This is a genomic window from Barnesiella sp. WM24, assembly GCF_004570975.1.
In the GTDB taxonomy this organism is placed as follows: domain Bacteria; phylum Bacteroidota; class Bacteroidia; order Bacteroidales; family Muribaculaceae; genus Muribaculum.
Map to the genome: position 1 here is coordinate 150,369 of NZ_SPPC01000003.1, position 20,123 is coordinate 170,491.

The following is a 20,123-nucleotide window of genomic DNA, read 5'->3' on the forward strand; positions in this document are numbered from 1 at the left end:
TTTCAATACATTTTTTCTATGTTGATGACCGCAACTATACTTGTCAGTTGCGATGAGATAGGACTTGTCGAAAAAAAACGACTTGATAGTGCAAACAGAGAAATTTCTCAGTTAAAGGTGGACTTAGAGCAATCTACTCAGATAATCCGGGCTCTTGAACAAGAAAAGGATAGACTAAAAAATCGCTTGGACGAAGTCGAGGAAGAAAACGAGGAATATCTTGGCATTCTTAAAACAGCGTGTGATAAATCTGAACGTCTGAAAAAAATTATTAACAACGAAGACCATGTTTCGTTTTGGGAATTGGACAATGCCGTGACAGAGTTGAGGGAATGCCTCGGATATAAACAGGTGAATTATAACTATTCTTCTCAACCGTTCCAATCTCAACAAACCATCGTCACAAAACAACCGGACTATCTTTTCAAATGAGACCGTTACGTCCTTCAGCATCCGTTTTGGCTGCCATTTTGATGGTGGCCTTGACTGCTTTCGGACGGGTTAAACCTCAACCAGTTGACGCGGAATCACTCCTGATTGAGTATTTTCGCATACTTGAAAGCAGCAATCCTGAGGAGGAACTGAACAGATGGACAAGTTCAAAGTCAGAACCGGAATTGGCTGCAATACCAATTGTGGTTGGGAATGGACTATTAAATCAAATTGAAGGCAATGCGCTGACAGATTCAGCACACTACAACGCATACATGTCGGCTATCGGGTTGATTGAGAAAGGTGTTAAAGCCATAGAAAAATCCGGTGTAAATGATGCGCTGTATCTGATTACAGTCGATGCCGGTCTCGTCCCAGTTAGATATATTCTTGCAAATGCCTATGATAAGGTATATAAATATGTAGAGGCCGATTCAGCTTATGTCCGGACGGCAAGAGAAATAGAGCGTGACTTCGGATATGACTCCGAAGAGTTCGTGTTCTGGACCAATCAGTGTGCTGAGAGCTTACAGCGAAAAAACAAAAACTACGAAAAATCCATAAGCCTATTACTTCCGGCAAAAGAGGCTGCATTACATTCGCCCGAAGTATCGGACTCCACGGCTTGTGAGTATCTCATATCCCTTGCTCAGAAATATCAGCGTTCGGGCAACCACAATGAAGCCAAACATCTTGCTCATGAAGCTGAAATGCGGATGGGTAAGAATCACCATCTGATCTTTTGCGTTAGTAATACTTTGGGAGAATTGTATTGGATTGAAGGAAATCACGATACAGGCTATTCCTATTTCAAGAAAGCAGAGGCCAATGCTCCGTCACTCGGGGAGTTCTTCGTAGCCGGGGTGAATAGTGCCAATATATTACGCCAGACTGGATTTGTTGAGTTGGCTGAAACAACGCTTCTTGCATTGGAGAAATATCTGACTTCGAGTGAACTCGGGGTTGATGATATTTTTAATTACTACGAATCATTAGGCGTTCTTTATACGTTCAGCAACCCTGAAAAGTCTGCTGAGTATTTCAGAAAAGCGGAAAAATGTATTGACTGGGTTACATACCCCGAAGTCATAAGGCATATTCTCAATTCGCAAGTCTATCCCAACGAAGGAAATAGCTTCAAGATAATATCAGCTCTTGATAGAGCCGAGGCTGTCTTTAATATGCTGATAGGTGATGAACCAAGACTCCTGAATGAACTGCTGATGCAAAAGGGATATTACCTGATGGAAGTCCGGGATTATATAACAGCACGCAAATATCTTGAAACCGCGTATTTACGTATGCTTGATTATGCGCCTGGCGACCCACAGTTATTAATAGTCCTGAGGCATTTGGCACGGCTTGATGAGATTGAGGGAGAGGATATACGTAGAGGGTATTATCTTGATGAGCTACTACGGAATGCAAAGTTGCATGGCGAATCATCTAATGCCTATCTCGATGCCATTGCCGATAGATTGCACTTCCATCTTCAATTAAGGAATCTCGATGGCACAAAATACAATCTTGCCATCTACCGGAAACAGCGCCCGAATGATTTCGACACCAACTGTTATGAATACAGGCTAAAACTTCTGGAAGGTAAATTCTCCGAGGCCGAGAAGATGTTGGATTCCTTAGATGATATTTTCCCGAAAGAGCGTTCACACATCAATCTCATGCGTCAACGGTTTTATGCGTCTCGGCAATCTCCAAAAATCACCGGTGTCGCCACCGATGTCTTTTCAGATTACAGGAGCGAATTGATGCGTCAGTTGCTTTTTATGAGCAACAATGAACGACGCAACATGGACAAGGAACTTCGGACAAGAAGGGATGAGATTATCTTTGCAATTAAGTTTGCTCCTGAGTTGTCACAATTAGCGCTTGACTATTCATTGTTTTCAAAGGGACTTCTCTTCCATACACAGGCTGAAATTCTTGAACTACTTGCTGACAATGATTCCGCACGGATGGAAATAGCGAAAATTCATGGAATTAAAGCTGAACTGACACGGGCTATAAATTCAGCTGATAAAGAATTGGCGCACTCACTTCAACAAGCGATAGATTCACGTGAGCGTTATCTTATTGACGACTATTTGAATAGAGAGAAATTCAATCTCCGCTTTGGAAGGTACAATACAGCGACATTGTTGACGGGGATGTCTCCGACAGCTCAGATGATAGATTATGTGGAATATGTCGACGCCGGCAAGTCCAGTCTCGGATGCTTTATAATTGAGCATGGGCAACCCATAATTTTTGTTGAACTTGGAGAGTCGGGGAATCATGACAAAAACCAAATATCGAAAATGATTTGGACACGTCTCAGACCCTATCTTAAACATAACCGAAGAATTTACTTCTCAACTGACGGCATTCTGAACACCATGCCAATTGAGTTTGCAGAGGATGAGGACGGTGTTCCGATGTGCGAGAAGTATGACCTGCACAGGGTGTTTCACCTCTCTGATATTCACATGAGCGAGGTAATAGGCAACCGCGTAGAGGCTATCGGTGTTGCCGACCATAATTCGCCCAATGGCGAGGCTCGTGGGCTTGATGACGGTTATCGCGGTAACTGGAACGACCTTGCCGGAGTCGAAACGGAGCTTTATCGTATAGCTGAAAGTCTCGACGGCATCAGTGAATATCATAGGGCGTTCAATGACGAAGCTACCGAAGCGTACGTCAAGAGTTTGTCGGGTCAGCCGATAACGACTCTCCATATATCAACCCACGGTTTCTACCGGGGAGAGAATGAACTGACAAAAGCATTCAATGACACCACCGACTTTGACCATAATATCGCAAGACGGCTTCTGATGGGCAACCGCACGTCGGCATCCGGTCTTGTGATGCGTAACGGCAATCTTTCGTGGAAGGCTGAAACAATCACGGAGGATGAGGACAATATCCTGACCTCGGAGGAGGTGGAAACTCTCACCTTCCCAAAATTGAATCTTACAGTGTTGTCGGCTTGCGAGACAGGTCTCGGGGAGCTGTCGGCAGATGGCGTGTGGGGGCTGCAACGTGCTTTCCGCATCGCCGGAAGTGGTTCCCTCATTTGTTCTCTCCGCCAAGTAAAGGACAATGGAGCCGCCGACTTCATGGCCGAGTTTTATCGTCAGGCGGCAACAGGGAAAAGTGTGCACGATGCTTTTTATAACGCAAGAAAAGAACTACTTTCGCATGACCCGGCAAATAAGGAGGTCTGGTCATCGTTTATACTCATAGAATAGACAATGGAAGAAAACTTTGAATATATAGTCCGGAAATATTATAACCGGCTGAGGGAGCCGTTCTTGCGGAAGCTGACGCGGCAATATCCCTCTATGCGGCTTGACATTGCCGAAGACCTCTATCAGGAGGCTTTCATCGCAGTTCAGGATAATATCCAGCGGGGCAAGGTGCGACCTGATACTGACTGGAATGCCTATATCCTCACCATCGGTTTGAATATGGCCAGCAAAGAGCAACGTCATGGGGGAATTACTGACCCTTTTGACGCCATGTATGACGATGACAAAGAGGATGGCAATAACCGCTTGGCACGCAAAGTAGAAGATATTATAAAGGAGATGCCCGAGGAGGAAGCCGCTCTTTGCAACAACCCGGAGGTATTGTCTCGCTTGGGAAATGAGTTGGAACATACACCCGAGCCTTGTGGCAATATCATCCGGTTGTTCTACTATACTGATGCCACTATGGAAGATATTGCCGAAGAGACAGGCTTAAAAAACGCTCAGACAGCAAAGGCAAAGAAGAGCCAGTGCATGACCGACCTTATCAATCGCGTCACCGAGGCACTGCGCCGTGCCGGATTCGATGTCACACCTAAAAAACGCAATCGCAATGGAAAGAATTGAACTCTTTGACAAATATATAGCCGGAACGCTATCGAAGGCAGAAGTAGCTGAATTTAGAACCCGACTTGATTCAGATGAAAAATTCGCTACTGATTTCAAGGTGTATCTAATTTCGGTGAGAGGCATCTGTCAAGAAGCTGAGCAGGAAAACATCGAGTTTGGTCACGCGATGAAGTCATTGACAAAAGCACAGCTTCAGTCGATAATCGGCAAGGGAGAGAAGCCGCGCATGGTCCGTCCAAACTTCTTCCGTGAGCGCATGATGTGGATTTCATCCATGGCAGCGATGCTCGTTGTGGCAATCGGAATCGGCTGGAATCTCTACACTTCGTCGCAGAATCATATATGTGATGTAGTCTACGGCTTAACTTATCAGCCAATCGAGGGCGACCGTGGTGATGGCTCTGAGTATCTTGACCTGAATAAACTGACCACCGAACAGATTGAAACGCGATTGCCCGACATGAAGGCCATCTTTGAAGCAGACGAGATTGACTCACAGGATTGGCACATCGACGGCATGAATCTCGCCATGGCCTATCTGAAACTTCATCGAAAGAGCGATGCTGTCAAAGTTCTGAAAATAATGGCAAGCGAAGCCTCAGAACCGGAAGAGTATAATAAATTAATAGAGCAGCTTAAATGAGAACTACAATCGTTTGTTTGTTGGCGCTTTTATCGACACTCGGCATACTCGCAGAAAACCGGTCATTGCTTGTTGGTATAGGACGCTATCCTGTATATACCGGCTGGTCGGAGATTCATGGTGACGCTGATGTAAGATTGCTTGCTCCCGCACTGAAAGATAAAGGTTATAGCGACGTGAAGACATTGGTAAACTCCGAAGCCACTAAGGCTGCCATTGTCAGAGAACTGAAATCACTCGCTAAAAGATGTAAAGCAGGTGACAAGGTTTACTTTCACTTCTCTGGGCATGGTCAGCCGGTTCTCGATATCAACGGTGACGAGGGCAAAAAAGGGTTTGACGAGGCCATCGTGCCATACGATGCCTGCAAGACAATCACATCCAAAGTTAAAGGCAACTATTACAATGGCGAAAATCATTTGATTGATGACGAGCTGAACCCGCTATTTTCTGATATTAAGAACAAACTGGGCAAGAATGGAGAATTATTCATCGCAATAGACGCCTGTTACAGCGATGATATGGAGCGGGCTCCGGGAACTGAGGAAGCCGACCTGCCTCCAACCCGTGGCACAAACGAGAAGCTCGAAGTAATGAAGACCAGAGCATGGACTTCAATGCCGAAGCCAAAATCGTACACTTCCGGAGCCAAAATGTATGTAGTCAGCGCCTGCAAGTCGAACGAACGTAACTTCGAGTATAAAGCCAAGAACGGCAAAACATACGGTTCCCTGACATATTATATCCATTCACTTATGGAGCGGTCAATGGATTTTAATATCTGGTCAACCAGTATTGAAACCAAAAAACTATCAACACCGAAAATTTTTCAGAATTTTCAACATCCGCAATGTCAAAAATATAAATAGCATTCTTATCGGATGTCAGCCCCATATAGGTCTCTTCTTTCAATGAGGAGATCTTTTTTGTTTACCTTTCTCAGATACCGGTATTCATGTATGTAAACATTAACAGCATGAATATGGCAAACGACAAAAGAATCATCGGCATCGAGACCACCTTCGGTGCTCTCCGGGAAATAAAAGTAGGTGGCAGTATTCTCAAATGCGGTGACAACGTTCGATTTGAGAAGTTCCATGGAGAAAAAGAGACACTATCCTGCTGGCAGGATTACGGCCAATATAACGAAGACCGTATCCATCTTCTACAAAACGGAGATGAAACGCCCATTAAAATCGGCCAATGGGAGTTCTGGCCTGTGGTAAAGGATATACACTATTGGCAGGTATCGACAGAAGCCAATAACCATCACCGTGTCACACTTAGCGGTAGGGATGGCAACGGCAAGTTGTTTGAAGAGACATTCGTAATATATGGAGAGGAATTGCTTCCGGGTCTCGTATATGCCATGATACTCTTCAGTGCTACCAACGACATAACGTTAGGTGTGGAATATTGGAAAGCCTTATCCGGAAAATTCTCGCTGAAGTATGCAAGTGACGGAGAACATCTCGACAAGGTTATCGCTTTGAAAAAGCTTAGTGAGAACATTGTGAGGGAGCATCCCTATATGGAGCTGTTTCTTCAAAAGGGGATGAAAGAGGTTGTCGAGCGTCTCAAAGAATCGATCTCGAAACTGGAAATCCTGAAATAAACTTCCATCGTCCATTTACCTTTTAAGCCATCATGGGATAACCTGATGTAACCCACTAAAAAACTACAACAATGAAAAAGATTATTCTCCTTCTCGTCCTCCTCGTAAGCGCAATCGCTGTGAACGCCGCCACTTATCGTGTGAAATACGACGTACAGAATCAACGTTCTACAAACTTCACCGTATCCGTAGGCTATGACCGCCTGACAATCAATCAAACAGGTTATTCACTTCGTAGCATGGGCACAATCACCAGCTCTGGTATAACTTTCGACAGTTACGCCTATGGCTCCGGAAGCAATGGAATGTTCTGCGTATCCACAACTTCTATCAGTATCAAGAAGGATTGGCTTACCACTCTCTCCGGCTACGTCATTATGATCGATAACAAGGCATATCTCGCCGATAAAATCAACTGAACCATGGGAATCAGAACACTTATATCGAATCTTATCAACTCGTTTCTTGATGGTTCGTTTGAACGGGTAAGAATCATCAGCCAGATGAACGCGGCATTCAAGGAATACTTCACTACCGGCGAGTTCAATAGGCTTTACAAGGTGTCCATTTCTGCTGGAAAAAGTCAGTTTGCCCACGAAATGAGTTCCATCTGGATGAGAAGCGGCTTCAAGATTACAATAGAGAATGACTCTGCACTCCGAGAGTCTGAGATCAACGAATTGTCTTCATATATCACCGATAACCCCCAGTTTGTGCGACAGCTCATGGCAATGGGTTTCGATACTCTGGTAATCAAAGGAAAGACCACCGGAGTCAGCAAGGAATATGCCTTGAAGAAATACGCCAATCTAAATCAATATTTCATCAGATGAACCTAATTACGCGATTTTTCCAACGTATCAGATTCAGGAGAACAATAAAGGAAGACCAAAGCCGGAATGTAGTGGAAGGCATGGTTAAGGCCCGACGGCTCTACAAAGAACTCAGTGTGGCTGCTCATCCCGACAAGCATCCTGATGATTCAGAATGGGCTAATGACGTCATGAGCCGCATAGTGGCCAACAGGCACAACTACAGTGCTCTTGTAGAACTTAGCGAAGAAATCGCCCGACATTCAAAATAGTCATTTACCATTTCAACGACTTTAGTATAGCATTATAAACAACATCAAAAATCAGCATATATGGCAACTCATGTTCAATGCCCCAATTGCGGCAGCTACAATACAAGTAAGACAACCAACGGTAAAGTAAGCGACGTCCTCGCCAAGACAGGAGTCGTGATAGGTGGAGCACTCCTTAACATGGCAACCGGTGGTGTCGCAGCCGGACTACTCGGTGCGAACTTCGGATATGGTCGGACATGGCATCAGTTCTGCTGCCACGAATGTCAAGAGGCTTTCAAAGTGAGAATGGGAGTTACCGGCTCAGTAAAAGAGGTAAAAAGATATTGAGTGATGGAAACAATCAAATTGAACTTCGATGCAGAGGTGCTTGGGAAAGGCAAAACTATAACTATTGAAATGCCTTACTCCGACGGCGTTGTAGCCACAAGCCGGTTCTGCCCAATGGAGCTGCTTTCGGGAGATGTGAAATTACTTGCAGCTCTTAATGGTGAACCACTGGAAGACTTCGTAAAAGACTGCAAGTGGCAACTCGCATTCGCGAATAAGGCAACTGAACAATCGTCATTGCACGAGGCATTCATAGCCGGACTGATGGCTTCGGTCATGGAGCATCAAGCCCGCAGCTGCAAGTTGACTATGAAAGATTATCTGCTCCACATGGATACCTTCAGCTATCTCATCAACGCCTGCGGCGTATCTGCCGACCAAGTTGTCAGGATGTATCCCAAGGTACTTGAATCAGTCATTCATACAATCGAAAACCACTGAAAGTAATATGGATACTTATCTTTATATTTTCTTTGGCGCGATAGCCCTTATCTCAGGTTTAAGACATTTTGTCAATTGGCGGCAAGAACAACAAGAACGTAGATTGTCATCTGAAGATTATAACGAAATGAACGAGGCACATAACATGGCTGCGCAAAATGAGCCACCTACTAACACTCCTGATACGATAGGGTTAATGTTCCAGACACTAAGCAATCTCGGTTGTCAGCCAAGAACAAATGCAGACGGTTCCCTATCCGTGCAATATCAGGGCGAAAACTTCCATATGGAGTTTGGAGGAATGTATGCCAGAGTGTGGGATCCGATGTGGTCGGGTGTTAAAGCGGATGATCCTGAATTGCCTCAGATTCGCGAGGCAGTCAATGCCGCTAACTACAATTTTGGACCCACGGTAGTGCTGACCTCACCTGATGATGATGGTGTGATAGGGTTCCACAGCCGCCGCGACATCATGCTCCATCCAGCTTGCCCCGACAACGAGCCGTTTGTCAAGGCGGTGCTCGACTCCTTCTTCGATGCGAAGGAGCAGGTTCGCAGTAACTTCCAGCAGATTATCGCAAAACAGATGAAAGCCAAGAAGAACCGACGCCCCGTAGGTTTCACTACTCCGACAGAAAACAATCCAATCTAAACAGAATATTGATTAATTTTGTGTTATGAACAGCCTACTGAAAATAATAGCCCTAATTTCATTGTTATGGATGTTGCTGTCTTGTGATGGCAGCAACAGCGCCCGGCGAGAGCTTTTAATCCCGCAGTTTCCATACCAAGTTTACCTTGATTCGATGGGCGAAGACCAGTGGTCTCCAAATATCGGAGATGACGGAGAAGGATTCGTGGCCATCAGCCACAAAATTCGTTATCCGGAAATGCCGGACACATTGACGTTGAGTCATTTTGTTGACTCTCTGCTTCAATGCTACAACATTGCTTTGGCCTTCAACACAATGGCCTATGATGTAAGCACCGCTGAACGCTATATGTCAGAATCGGACTTCGGATTGGAACAAGCCGATGCACTCGACTCAATAAATGTTTCCGGAATCAGTGAACGAGATATAAGAGAAGCCCTATTGTCGGCCTCCAAAACTGCCGCCGCATGGATAAGAAAAGGCAAAGAACCCAATTCCCAAGAAAATCCTGATGTAGACAGATTCTATGAGGCTTATAATCGGTATTCAACTGCCTTTATCGAAAACCATATATCCGATGAGGAGTTTAAGCCTGAAACAATCCTTAAGGAGTATTCAGAGATTCACGCCAAAGCACTGGCTGACACCGCTTCATTCCGTCTGGAGTTGTTGAGAATGACTCTTGAGGAGACAGATTTCTCAAAGCAGTGTGTTCTGGCTCGTGAGTTTGCTTATTGTAACTATCGCCATCCGCAAAGAAGTGACAAGGAAATGGTTGCAGTACTTGATAAGTTGCTTAGAGAAAATAAGTATTCGCCTCTGCTGGGCGAATTATGGAGAATGTGGCGAGTAGCTCTTCAGATAAATATTTTCGGCAGTAGAAGTAATGATGGTGCCATGTATAACTTGTTCTACAATGATATGCGGAGTCGTGTCGCATTGGTCTATATTGCACACCTGAAGACTCATCCTCATGATAAGGTTGCTTTTAAGGAGTTCCTTCGATTGGCTCAGGCGTACAACATTACCAGGAATAGTCCATGCTTGTTTGGCAATAACGCCAATCTGGAGGATATGGAATTGTTTTACTCTGTTTATAATGAAAACACATCCGATGAAAACAACAGCTAATATTCTCGTATTATTGATAAGTATGGTGGCATTGTTAAGTTGCAATCAACGTAATTCTGCAAATGGTACAAACCGTGACTGGGATTCCGACAAAAAGCTTGTCGCCCAAAATGATTCCGTTGCATTGTATATTCAAATCGTCGATTCTGCAAAGGATGAATTTGATATCCCGGAGGTTGCACTATGGATAAAGAATAAAACCACCAAGAAGGAAACCAAACTTTATCAGACTATTCGGCCAGACTGGCATTGCTGGTATATGGCAGATGGAGACAGGTTTTATCCTGTGCCTATTGACTCGATTCTTGTTACGAGCAGAGTGAAGATTTACAATTATGATCCTCTACAGCTGATAGTTGAGGGATGTCCAGATATGAGGAATGAATTCTCGTACTTCATTGATGTAGATAAACGTAAAGCTTGGTATGTGCCCGCGAATCAAGGCTATATTGGTTCGACCTCTGAAGAAGGATATATGATATTTCAGTCGTATCGATATGTTTCAGATCCTGATATAGCAGGCAGATATACCTTCTTGCAGATATTTGACGAAACGGGTAATTTGGTGGATTCTCTCGACCTTGAACATGTACGATTAAAAGAGTATCGTAATGCTGTACAAACGAACTAAACAAATCTCATTCATCGCTATCGGATGTTTGTTGACCGCGGTAGTAATTATTGCAATCTGCAATTATATTGTGGCAAACAATGCAAAAGGACGTACTTTCGATAATTTAGCTGATGTTCCGTCAAGAGAAATAGGCTTATTACTCGGAACTTCTCCAATAACACCCGATGGAGTGCATAACTACTACTTCGATAACCGCATCAAGGCTACAGCCGACCTATATCATGTCGGGAAAATCAGTCGGATACTTGTCAGTGGAGGTGATTACACAATGACGGAGAAACATGGATGTGATGAACCGACAGCAATGCGGGATTCATTAGTATCTCACAATGTTCCCGACACCTGCATCATTGAGCATTGGCAAGGATGGCGAACAATAAATTCCATTGATGCTGTCAGAAACCTTTATGATTTTGATTCCATCACAATTATTTCTCAAAAATATCACAATGAGAGAGCTTTATATCAGGCAGACCATTTTGGTTTGAATGCAGTCGGGTATAATGCCGAGCCTTCGCCCATCACAAGTAGCCGCATCAGAAATACTGTAAGAGAATATTTTGCAAGAGTCAAATTGTTTTTAGATCTTTTGTGAATCAACTCATTAATGATATTTGTTGTGGATGTCGCCGGAGCCTCTGACTCGGTCAGAGAGCCGTTCGACATTACAACGTATATCGCCAGAACCGGCAACGGAGGCTTTGCCTGTGTCTGCCTTGAAGTCACCTGCGTCTATGTCGCCGGAGCCTGCTATTGAGAAATTAACAGATTCCGTGCTCCCATTGATTTTCACATCGCCTGAGCCTTTTATGTCAATGGAGCATATCTTCGTTTTGGCAGTGCCGCAGTCAACATCAGCAGAACCGGATATGTGTACCATGAAAACATAAGCCTCTACTCCGGCAAGCTCTATATCTCCGGAACCGGATGTGGAAACAGTAACATCTTTACTGTCTGCTTTGATGACTCCACATTTGAAGTCGCTACTGCCGGAGCTGCGAACAGAGAATCCGTCAGAGGCGTTCAGATTGCCGTTTACTGTAAAATCGCCGCTACCGGAAGATGATACATCTTTCAATGTCTTGTTACTGACATAGATTGTGGGAGCTTCGCCATGAACGACAATGTTTTCGTATGAACCTGATTTCATGGAGATGTATAGCGTTCCACCTGAGACCTCAATGTTCATCTTTTTGATAAGATTCTCGGGCAGTCTTCCTCTGACCTCAAAATCGTCTTCTTTATCAGACTGAGTGAACACCACATCGACAAATCCTTTCGATATGATGGAATCGAAATCCGATGAAACATCGAACTTGTGGTCTGTCATCTTGCCGGGTGTAAATGGTTTGTAGTCTTCTCCCGTTCCGGCCTCAGATTCCGGAACATAGTGAATTCCATCAACATACACTTCTCCGTTAATGATAGAGATATTTCTGCCGTTTAGATTGCAGGAAGCCATACCACCTGCGAATATGTTTGAGTATCGTGCCATATAACTTTAACAACAATATGGGGATAATGTTATTATTTGCCCTGATATAAATAGCAGTCGGGGGCGTGTGAGCTGAATACTCCTATGGACTGAAGGAAGGCGTGGATTGTCGTAGAGCCTACAAACTTCATGCCCCTTTTACGCAGGTCGGCTGACAGGGCATCTGAAATTGTGGAGGTTGTGGACGTATGGTCGAAAATAGGCTCTTTGGGACACAAGCCTGAAAGATAAGCATCAAACGAACCAGATTCTTCCTGAATAGACTTGAAAACTGAAGTGTTAGATATCGCTGCCTTGATTTTTGCTCTATTGCGAATGATTCCGGAAGTGGACATAAGCTCATCAATCTTTTTTTCGTCGTAAGCAAGGATTGTGTCGCGGTCAAATCCATCGAAAGCCTCGCGGAAAGCCTCTCGCTTGTTGAGCACACATTCCCATGACAATCCTGCCTGAAAGCATTCCAGAATAAGCAGTTCAAGCAATTTTGCATCATCATGAACCGGCTGTCCCCATTCCTCATCGTGGTATTTTATATAAAGCGGATTTTTTGGATTTGCCCAAAAGCACCGCTTCACTTGTTTCTGTCGTTCTTTCATAAAGTATCCAATAATTCTGTGAGACCAAGTTGAGTCTGTATCTTCTTTGGGAGTTTCATTGCTGTCTGGCAATATGAATGAAATATTAGTTGTTCCTGAAGTCTGTCAGGCACATCGCCGTAGAAATCCACAGAAATCCAATGTCGCTTGTTCATGTGGTAGCCGGGGCGTATTCCTGAAAATCTATCACACAACTCCACTCCATAGTCAGGAGCGACTTCGAGATTATAAAAATCCCTCTGTCCGTCAAGTGTCATAAGACAAAACATTCTTCCACCAATTTCCATAGCAAGAGTGTCCGGTCCGAAAGGACTCCTCTCAGTGGCAAATGGCAATGAAAGACAATAATCCCGGACTTCCTCTATATTCATTTCTTTAGTCTATTGATGATTGCAATAGCGAAATGAACGAATATGCCATAAACCAGAGTTGCCAACAGTGCCATACCTTCATTGATTATGATGATGTGCGACAAAGGCATAGACCATTCCGGTCGTGCATGCTGAAAAGCAGCGACAATGGCGCATACCGAGAGGACGATGAAAACAACTATCATCGACAGTGGTGCGAATCCCAATTTATATCTGCCTATCTGTATCATCTGAATATTTTGACCCGGCAAAAGAAGTTTCCTTTTTTCCTGCTTTCAATCACACATATATAAATGCTCGCAAACGGCAAAACAGCCAATGAAGCAAACAGAGTCTCCAATGGTTAGTATCTGTTTAGCCGTTCACAATCCATTCCTCTGCCCGAGATTCCCTTTCCGCATAACTGCCGCAAGGCATATCTTTCAGCAGACCGACCGAATGGTCAAGCTCATAAATATATTTCAGAGAGACAATTCTTGCTTCATCTTCCGAATGCTCTCCGCCACAAAGAAATTGCCAGATACCGTCGTCCTCGTCATGCGAAACGTAAAGCACTGGTGCGCCATCGTCTGTCACATGGCAACATGTTATTACTGCCGTGTTGGGAGCATCTGTGAAGGGGGGCAGTTTATTTTCTTCCATAAGTTTTCAGTTTTTTCTTTTTATCTCTATCGGGGCCTTGCAAAGCACGATGTATTCCGACGGATTGTGGCTGTCAAGCCGGGCGATGGAATCGTTCTGGATATAGACCGTAGCAATGTTCGGGAGAATCCTGCGAATTGCATCTTCTGTAGCCATGTTGTCGCAGGCCTTTTCTGTCATCACTCCGTCGCCAAGCGTAATCGAATCGCCTACGACCGTGTAAGAGCCGGAGAACGTGTTGCAATTGGTTTGGATAAAGTAGGTGCTGTCCTCGAAAACGATATACTGAAGCACTCTGGGCACTTCCTCCGACGGACGTACATAATCGGAATCACTGAATACGATGCTATCCAGATACCACTGACCATGCACGTCCACATTCGCTACGGTCTCTTTCTGCTGATTGTCGGCAGCCTCTTTATTTCCCTTGTTGCCTCCGCAAGAGGCGGTGAGTATTGTCAGTGCCGTGGCTACCGACAGAATTGATTTTCTTGTCATATCTTTAGTTTTGATATTTTTGATTTTGTCTGACGGAGTGCGCTTTTCAGTCCCGGAGAGAGTGGCTGATATTGCATCATGTCAAGATGTTCCTCCAATTCAGAAAGTAGTTCGGGGAAATGTCGGCTCATCTTATAGGCAGCATATATGCAGTAACCTCTGACTGCGTATGACTCACACTCGGAATTGATTTTTGACATACAGTAGTCAAGGAAATCTGTCCGAATATCGCCAACGGCATATTCTTGTTCTCTAAGAAGATGGAGAAGCATACGCTTCTTGCCCGTGTCTGTCTCGGTCAGCAGTATATCAATCATCTCGTCGCGCAATGACAACAGCCATTCAGCGTCCGTTTCCGGCAGATGGGTCATGACCCAAAGCGCGTTCACACTTGTCCGCCTGTCGTCCGACCGGGCAAAACCCCAAAGCATGTTCAAGTTATCCCCTGAGCCGGAAGCCCATGAAACCACGCTTTTGATTTGCGGAAGATTGATTTTCTGCGACAGCAGTTCCCCGATGTTCATGCCGTTACTGTTTCACTGAAAGAGGTAGCGCACTTTCACGCTGTAACGACGCACGATGCGGCGCATGTTCTCCATGCCGGAACCGCCGTCATAAGCCACGTTGCTGAACGCTGAATACATTGACGGCTCATTTGTGGTCTCGACTATCTCATAAGGCATAAGCAGTTTCAGCCCCTCGTTCTCGGCGATAAACTCCGCTTTCTGCCGGGCCGCGTCGAGAGCCGCCTTTAGTCCCTGACGGTTGTACTGCCCCATGTCGGAGTTGTCGATTTTCGTGATATTGAAGCATACAATGCCCTTGCGGTCAAGGCGGTCGGATATGCGTTCTATATGATCGAAGTCAGATACAGTCGCCGAAAGTCGCTTTGCCATCAGAAATGTAGATGACATATCCCGGTTGCGGTAGTTGCCCAATTCCGAAACCACTATCATAGAGTCCGGAACTCCCGCCTCGCGTAGTGTCTTACGGACATCCTTCTCTATATCGTAGAGTTTTACAATGGTGCTGTCGCCTGACGCCTTATGCTTGTAATACTCCTCCATACCTATCTCTATTGTGATGCGGTCAGGGATGATATTCATTGTCGCCGATCCTGTCACCTCAATCACCGGGGTGTCCGCGCCCTCTGCATGTCCGGCAATGACGGATAGCAGAAGCATTGCCAGCAAGATAAATCTCTTTTTCATATTCTTATATTGTGCTGATTGTTAATTTTCTAATGATTGGTATACGATTTTGGATATATCCGCTATTATCTTTTCAGTCCGTGCCATATCATAGGCGGAGTCTGCTATGAAGACGGCTATGGCATAGCCGCGTCCGTTCGGGAGAAATACATATCCGGCATCGTTGATTCCGACAATGCGTCCTTGAGTATTGCGTCCGCCTGTTCCGGTCTTGTGGGCGATTACAGCATCGGTGGCCGCAAGCGGAGCTGGAAGACGGTTGTCGCCGGTGCCACACAACATCATCATCGCTCCAACAGCCTCGTGGACAGGACTGTCATGGCGCATTTCAAGACGGTAGAACTTATCGAAAAGACGAGCCATTGCAATCGGGGTCGCCCGGTTCTGATAACAGAGATACGGGTCACGGTGCATTTCATCCTCGGTCGAGCCGATGGTGATGTCTCCATAGCCTGAAGCCTTCATCAGACTGTCGGAAACCTGCGACCCTCCGATAAGTCGGAACAACACGTCGCAAGCGTTATTGTCGCTCTGTTGCAGGGAGTATTCAAGAATCTCCGACAGCGGCAGACGCAAATCACTGACACCATATTTATTCCGCATTGGACTCCAAGTATCCTCTTTTATCTCCTTTGCCTGAATGCCGATGGTGTCCGACAATGTTATACCTTTTTTCATGCAGTAATCGGCGACAGCCAGCGCCTGCGGGAATTTATAGACACTTAACATCGGAAAATCACGGTTGCCGTTGACCGATATGGTATCTTTTCCGTCGATTATTACGGCAACACCAATCCGGGTATCCTGTGCGGCAACATAAGTTTTCAGCCGCTCCTCGATCTGGGAATAGCGGTGGTCGTTTCTTATAATATTTCCCTTGTGGTCTATGTAAAACCACTCCGGGCTAATCCATTGCCAATGTTCACCCTCTGCCACCTGATGACCCTCATGTGTCGCTTTCGCAAGACCATTTTCAAATGGGAACACGAATGCGAACCGGGGAGATATGACAACATTCCCTTTCTCATCGGCAAAACCGATTTTACCATCCTTGCCTACTATGCGATGCAGCCCCTCGCGAAAATAGTCATCTCCGTTGTCATAACGGAAGATGGAATACTTTGGCGTGGAGCAACCAATCAAATAAAGCAGACAGATTGCCGACAATATTGAATATATGGTCTTCTTCATGACTGTTATTTTGTGAGTTCGTAGATTTCAACCCGGTCTTCTTCCGTCGGAAAAATCATGATGGCTTTGCGTAGGCCGATCTTATAGACCTTGCCGACAACTGAGTTTGTACTGCCGTATCCGGTCTGAGGGTTATCGTTAACGCTCCAGCCTCCGAGAAAGACAAGCGACTCCGGACTGTTCTGATAGACATATCCCGATTTACGCTGGCTACCGGTTGTCTTTTCAAAGAAAACCTTTCCATCGGCTTTCTTGAACCTGCAATTGAAATACGGATAAGAGAATATGCCATCACGGGCATCTATCTGTATGGAACGCACACGGCGAAACCCTATCATATCTTTCGGTGTAATCGGATATGTCTTTGCGTTCACCAGTTTTTCCACCATGTTTTTCTCTGCGTAGCCGTATGATTTTGGGGTTAGGGTTGAGAGAGCTTCCCATGCTATATTCCGGTCACGAGCCAGCACACCATAATCTGACGGAAGTATGATATCTTCAAGTTCTGGGTTAAGATTTTCCGGCATCACAGGCTTTTCTTTAACAAGCTCGGCATTGCCGTTGAAATACCAATCATCGCCATGACTACCCATTTCAAGTTTTCCGACGAGTCTATTGTCAGACTCGATTTTGAAGCGTCCCTCGAACGGACTTCCTATATCGGCAGACTTTATTATAAGTGAATCAGGAGTGAGGCTTGTTGAGAAATCCACCCAGCCGTAGGTGCGGAGAATACCGCAATATCCCACATACAACTTCTTACCATTGTCAATACAGAGATTTATCATCAAATCCTTCGGCCCTTTCCATGCCCCTATGAGATTGGAAGTTTCTGCAAAAGATGTCAGGAATCCGATGAATGCAAACAGTGTCGCGATATATTTTTTACTACTCATAAGCTATTCTCGTTTAGACGCTCTTTCAACTTGGTATTGCGTTTGGAGACGGTATTTTGTTTAATGGCGTATGCGAGGGCTTTGGTGGTGCCGACGAGTACGCAGATTTTCTTTGCGCGGGTTATGCCGGTGTATATGAGGTTGCGCTGGAGCATGACGAAATGTTTCATCGTCACGGGCATCACTACCACCGGGAACTCGGAACCTTGACTTTTGTGGATTGTGACGGCGTATGCTAATACAATCTCGTCAAGTTCGGTTATGTCATATTCTACAAGGCGACTGTCGAATGTAACGGTCAGTGTGCGCTCGTTGGTATCGATGGCTGTGATATAGCCGATGTCGCCATTGAATACGTTTTTGTCGTAGTTGTTGCGAATCTGCATCACCTTGTCGCCCTGACGGAACGTGTATCCGCCACGAGCCAATGACGGCCCCGCAGGATTTAGGGCGTTTTGCAGTTCGATGTTGAGGTTGCCGGCTCCGACCGTGCCACGTTGCATCGGTGTAAGCACCTGTATCTCTTTCGGCGGATAGCCGTATTTCTTTGGCAGACGGTCGCGCACAAGTCCGATAATGAGTTTGACCATCTCATCGGCATCTTCCTGATTTATGAAGAAGAAATCGGTGTCAAGACCATTCCTGATGTTCGGGAACTGCCCGGCGTTGATGGCATGGGCGTTCATCACGATGCGGCTCGACTGAGCCTGCCGGAAGATGCGGGTCAGCCGTACCACCGGTATCTGTTGCGAGTCGATGATGTCACGAAGTACATTGCCCGCCCCGACACTCGGCAACTGGTCGATGTCGCCCACAAGTATCAGACGCATATTGGAGGGAATGGCTTTCATCAGGTTGTAGAACAGCAGGATGTCAATCATCGAACATTCATCCACAATCAGAGCGTCACCTTCCAGAGGGTTCTCGTCATTACGTTTGTATCCGTCCATCGGATTGTATTCCAGCAGACGGTGTATTGTCTTTGCCTCCATGCCGGTGGCTTCGGTCATTCGTTTGGCGGCGCGACCTGTGGGGGCAGCGAGAAGAATACTCATGTGCCGAGCCTTGAAGGCGGCGATTATCCCTTGTGTGGTAGTTGTCTTGCCGGTGCCGGGGCCGCCTGTCAGCACCATGACCTTTGAGTCGAGAGCCTTCTGAATTGCCGCTCGCTGTACTTCGTCATAGACTATGCCGCCCGGTTTTGCGCCGTATTCGGCTTCCGGTTCAGCGGCAATATTGGAATTAAAAAGGGAATTGTCGGAGAGCAACGACTGCAACCGTTTAGCAGAACCGTTCTCGGCATGATAGAATGGCGGCAGATAAATCACATTGTTGTCGGAGATAACGTCCTTTGCCTCCATCATTGAGGCAAGAGCCTGACGCACGGATGTTTCTTCTGCCTCCAATAATTTGGTGGCGGCATCGACCAGCTGCTCAGGCTCGGCATAGACGTGACCTTCCTCCGCAAGTTCATTGAGCGCGTAAAGTATTCCGCTGCGGCAACGGCGAGGGTCATTCTTCTCATAGCCCATCTTCGCGGCTATGCTGTCGGCTGTCTTGAACCCGATGCCCCATATATCATCAGCAAGCTGATAGGGATTCTCCTTGACCTTGGCAATCGACTCCTTCTCATACTTGCGGTAAATCTTGGCGGCAAAAGCGGTGCTTACTCCATGACCCTGAAGGAATACCATTACCTCCTTGATGTCTTTCTGTTTCTCCCAGCTATCTCGGATTTTCTCCATACGTTTCTTGCCGAGACGCGGCACTTCAAGCAACCGCTCGATGTCGTTCTCAATCACATCGATTGTCTCCAGTCCGAAACGGCTAACAATAGCCTTGGCGTATGCCGGACCGATACCTTTTACAAGACCGCTGCCGAGATATTTCTCTATGCCATACAGGGTTGCGGGCATTACTTCAGTCCAAGACTGAGCCACAAACTGCTGCCCATACTTCGGGTCAACACGCCAGTCGCCGTCAACGAGAAGAACACTACCTACGGGTACGTCAAGCAACGAGCCGGTCAGGGTCACGAGATTGTCATATCCTTTGACCTTGACTTTCATCACCGACCAGCCATTTTCCTGATTCTGGTAAGTGATATGCTCGACTACACACCTCAGCTTAATCATTATATTTTATGGGCGGTTATAATGGTATTGCTGTTTGCGTTGACTGTTATGCGCACATGTCCTGCGGTAACATACCAGTTCTTTCCTTTACGCTCAAAAGTGGCAAAATCTTCAAGGATGAAACATCTGCAAAAATCTACAGCATCCAGAGATTCCGGCAAGTTGAGATTTTTCCTGATACGTTCAACCCCTAACGGGGTTGTGTGTAAATCTGTTATACTGAACGGATATTCTGCTGTCGGACACATAA

General features: G+C 45.7%; 26 protein-coding genes. 15 read left to right on the top strand and 11 right to left on the bottom strand.

Annotated elements, in window-relative coordinates; translation table 11 throughout:
• Positions 1 to 18: 18 nt before the first annotated feature.
• The 15 genes from E4T81_RS03890 to E4T81_RS03960 all read left to right on the top strand — a co-directional run bounded on the left by E4T81_RS03890 (position 19) and on the right by E4T81_RS03960 (position 11,433).
• Positions 19 to 432: a hypothetical protein gene (locus E4T81_RS03890; protein ID WP_135041604.1), complete on the top strand. Its 414-nt coding sequence runs from the start codon at positions 19 to 21 to the stop codon at positions 430 to 432.
• Positions 429 to 3,677, top strand: a complete 3,249-nt coding sequence (locus E4T81_RS03895) for a CHAT domain-containing protein (RefSeq protein ID WP_135041606.1) — start codon at positions 429 to 431, stop codon at positions 3,675 to 3,677. Before E4T81_RS03890 ends, E4T81_RS03895 begins: the two co-directional genes overlap by 4 nt.
• A 3-nt stretch (positions 3,678 to 3,680) precedes the next feature.
• Entirely contained in the window at positions 3,681 to 4,304 is a 624-nt protein-coding gene (locus E4T81_RS03900; RefSeq protein ID WP_135041608.1) for an RNA polymerase sigma factor, read from the top strand.
• A complete protein-coding gene (locus E4T81_RS03905; protein ID WP_135041610.1) occupies positions 4,291 to 4,950 on the top strand; it encodes a hypothetical protein in 660 nt (219 codons plus the stop codon). Before E4T81_RS03900 ends, E4T81_RS03905 begins: the two co-directional genes overlap by 14 nt.
• On the top strand, positions 4,947 to 5,819 hold the full coding sequence (locus E4T81_RS03910; RefSeq protein ID WP_135041613.1) for a caspase family protein: 873 nt from the start codon (positions 4,947 to 4,949) through the stop codon (positions 5,817 to 5,819). The genes E4T81_RS03905 and E4T81_RS03910 overlap by 4 nt, the downstream gene beginning before the upstream one ends.
• A gap of 113 nt (positions 5,820 to 5,932) precedes the next feature.
• On the top strand, positions 5,933 to 6,565 hold the full coding sequence (locus E4T81_RS03915; protein WP_135041615.1) for a hypothetical protein: 633 nt from the start codon (positions 5,933 to 5,935) through the stop codon (positions 6,563 to 6,565).
• Between the two features lie 71 nt (positions 6,566 to 6,636).
• Entirely contained in the window at positions 6,637 to 6,984 is a 348-nt protein-coding gene (locus E4T81_RS03920; RefSeq protein WP_135041617.1) for a hypothetical protein, read from the top strand.
• Between the two features lie 3 nt (positions 6,985 to 6,987).
• On the top strand, positions 6,988 to 7,398 hold the full coding sequence (locus E4T81_RS03925; RefSeq protein WP_135041619.1) for a hypothetical protein: 411 nt from the start codon (positions 6,988 to 6,990) through the stop codon (positions 7,396 to 7,398).
• Complete coding sequence (locus E4T81_RS03930) at positions 7,395 to 7,649, top strand: hypothetical protein (protein WP_135041621.1); 255 nt, start codon at positions 7,395 to 7,397, stop codon at positions 7,647 to 7,649. Before E4T81_RS03925 ends, E4T81_RS03930 begins: the two co-directional genes overlap by 4 nt.
• A 60-nt stretch (positions 7,650 to 7,709) precedes the next feature.
• The gene (locus E4T81_RS03935; protein WP_135041623.1) at positions 7,710 to 7,979 is read left to right on the top strand and encodes a hypothetical protein; all 270 of its coding nucleotides are present in this window, start codon (positions 7,710 to 7,712) and stop codon (positions 7,977 to 7,979) included.
• Between the two features lie 3 nt (positions 7,980 to 7,982).
• Positions 7,983 to 8,420, top strand: coding sequence for a hypothetical protein (locus tag E4T81_RS03940; protein ID WP_135041625.1), 438 nt, complete (start codon positions 7,983 to 7,985; stop codon positions 8,418 to 8,420).
• Positions 8,421 to 8,427: 7 nt separating this feature from the next.
• Positions 8,428 to 9,072: a hypothetical protein gene (locus E4T81_RS03945; protein ID WP_135041627.1), complete on the top strand. Its 645-nt coding sequence runs from the start codon at positions 8,428 to 8,430 to the stop codon at positions 9,070 to 9,072.
• A gap of 25 nt (positions 9,073 to 9,097) precedes the next feature.
• The gene (locus tag E4T81_RS03950) at positions 9,098 to 10,204 is read left to right on the top strand and encodes a hypothetical protein (RefSeq protein WP_135041629.1); all 1,107 of its coding nucleotides are present in this window, start codon (positions 9,098 to 9,100) and stop codon (positions 10,202 to 10,204) included.
• On the top strand, positions 10,188 to 10,835 hold the full coding sequence (locus E4T81_RS03955) for a hypothetical protein (RefSeq protein ID WP_135041631.1): 648 nt from the start codon (positions 10,188 to 10,190) through the stop codon (positions 10,833 to 10,835). The genes E4T81_RS03950 and E4T81_RS03955 overlap by 17 nt, the downstream gene beginning before the upstream one ends.
• The gene (locus E4T81_RS03960) at positions 10,816 to 11,433 is read left to right on the top strand and encodes a vancomycin high temperature exclusion protein (protein WP_135041633.1); all 618 of its coding nucleotides are present in this window, start codon (positions 10,816 to 10,818) and stop codon (positions 11,431 to 11,433) included. Before E4T81_RS03955 ends, E4T81_RS03960 begins: the two co-directional genes overlap by 20 nt.
• A gap of 9 nt (positions 11,434 to 11,442) precedes the next feature.
• Here the strand turns inward: E4T81_RS03960 and E4T81_RS03965 are convergent, their stop codons facing one another.
• The 11 genes from E4T81_RS03965 to E4T81_RS04015 all read right to left on the bottom strand — a co-directional run bounded on the left by E4T81_RS03965 (position 11,443) and on the right by E4T81_RS04015 (position 20,121).
• Positions 11,443 to 12,333 carry a head GIN domain-containing protein gene (locus E4T81_RS03965; RefSeq protein ID WP_068960611.1) on the bottom strand — a complete coding sequence of 297 codons (891 nt, stop codon included), beginning with the start codon at positions 12,331 to 12,333 and terminating at the stop codon, positions 11,443 to 11,445.
• 32 nt (positions 12,334 to 12,365) lie between these two features.
• A complete protein-coding gene (locus E4T81_RS03970; protein ID WP_135041635.1) occupies positions 12,366 to 12,929 on the bottom strand; it encodes a DNA-3-methyladenine glycosylase I in 564 nt (187 codons plus the stop codon).
• Complete coding sequence (locus E4T81_RS03975; RefSeq protein WP_135041637.1) at positions 12,926 to 13,300, bottom strand: MmcQ/YjbR family DNA-binding protein; 375 nt, start codon at positions 13,298 to 13,300, stop codon at positions 12,926 to 12,928. The genes E4T81_RS03970 and E4T81_RS03975 overlap by 4 nt, the downstream gene beginning before the upstream one ends.
• Before the next feature lie 354 nt (positions 13,301 to 13,654).
• Complete coding sequence (locus E4T81_RS03980) at positions 13,655 to 13,942, bottom strand: hypothetical protein (protein WP_135041639.1); 288 nt, start codon at positions 13,940 to 13,942, stop codon at positions 13,655 to 13,657.
• Between the two features lie 6 nt (positions 13,943 to 13,948).
• A complete protein-coding gene (locus E4T81_RS03985; protein ID WP_135041641.1) occupies positions 13,949 to 14,440 on the bottom strand; it encodes an META domain-containing protein in 492 nt (163 codons plus the stop codon).
• A complete protein-coding gene (locus tag E4T81_RS03990; RefSeq protein ID WP_135041643.1) occupies positions 14,437 to 14,964 on the bottom strand; it encodes a hypothetical protein in 528 nt (175 codons plus the stop codon). The genes E4T81_RS03985 and E4T81_RS03990 overlap by 4 nt, the downstream gene beginning before the upstream one ends.
• Before the next feature lie 12 nt (positions 14,965 to 14,976).
• Positions 14,977 to 15,651: an SIMPL domain-containing protein gene (locus tag E4T81_RS03995; RefSeq protein ID WP_068960620.1), complete on the bottom strand. Its 675-nt coding sequence runs from the start codon at positions 15,649 to 15,651 to the stop codon at positions 14,977 to 14,979.
• 21 nt (positions 15,652 to 15,672) lie between these two features.
• Positions 15,673 to 16,842 carry a class A beta-lactamase gene (gene bla, locus E4T81_RS04000; RefSeq protein WP_135041645.1) on the bottom strand — a complete coding sequence of 390 codons (1,170 nt, stop codon included), beginning with the start codon at positions 16,840 to 16,842 and terminating at the stop codon, positions 15,673 to 15,675.
• Between the two features lie 5 nt (positions 16,843 to 16,847).
• Entirely contained in the window at positions 16,848 to 17,738 is an 891-nt protein-coding gene (locus tag E4T81_RS04005) for a DUF4893 domain-containing protein (protein ID WP_135041647.1), read from the bottom strand.
• Positions 17,735 to 19,873: an ATP-dependent RecD-like DNA helicase gene (locus E4T81_RS04010; protein ID WP_135041649.1), complete on the bottom strand. Its 2,139-nt coding sequence runs from the start codon at positions 19,871 to 19,873 to the stop codon at positions 17,735 to 17,737. Before E4T81_RS04010 ends, E4T81_RS04005 begins: the two co-directional genes overlap by 4 nt.
• Entirely contained in the window at positions 19,873 to 20,121 is a 249-nt protein-coding gene (locus E4T81_RS04015; protein WP_135041651.1) for a DUF3781 domain-containing protein, read from the bottom strand. Before E4T81_RS04015 ends, E4T81_RS04010 begins: the two co-directional genes overlap by 1 nt.
• Positions 20,122 to 20,123: the final 2 nt, after the last annotated feature.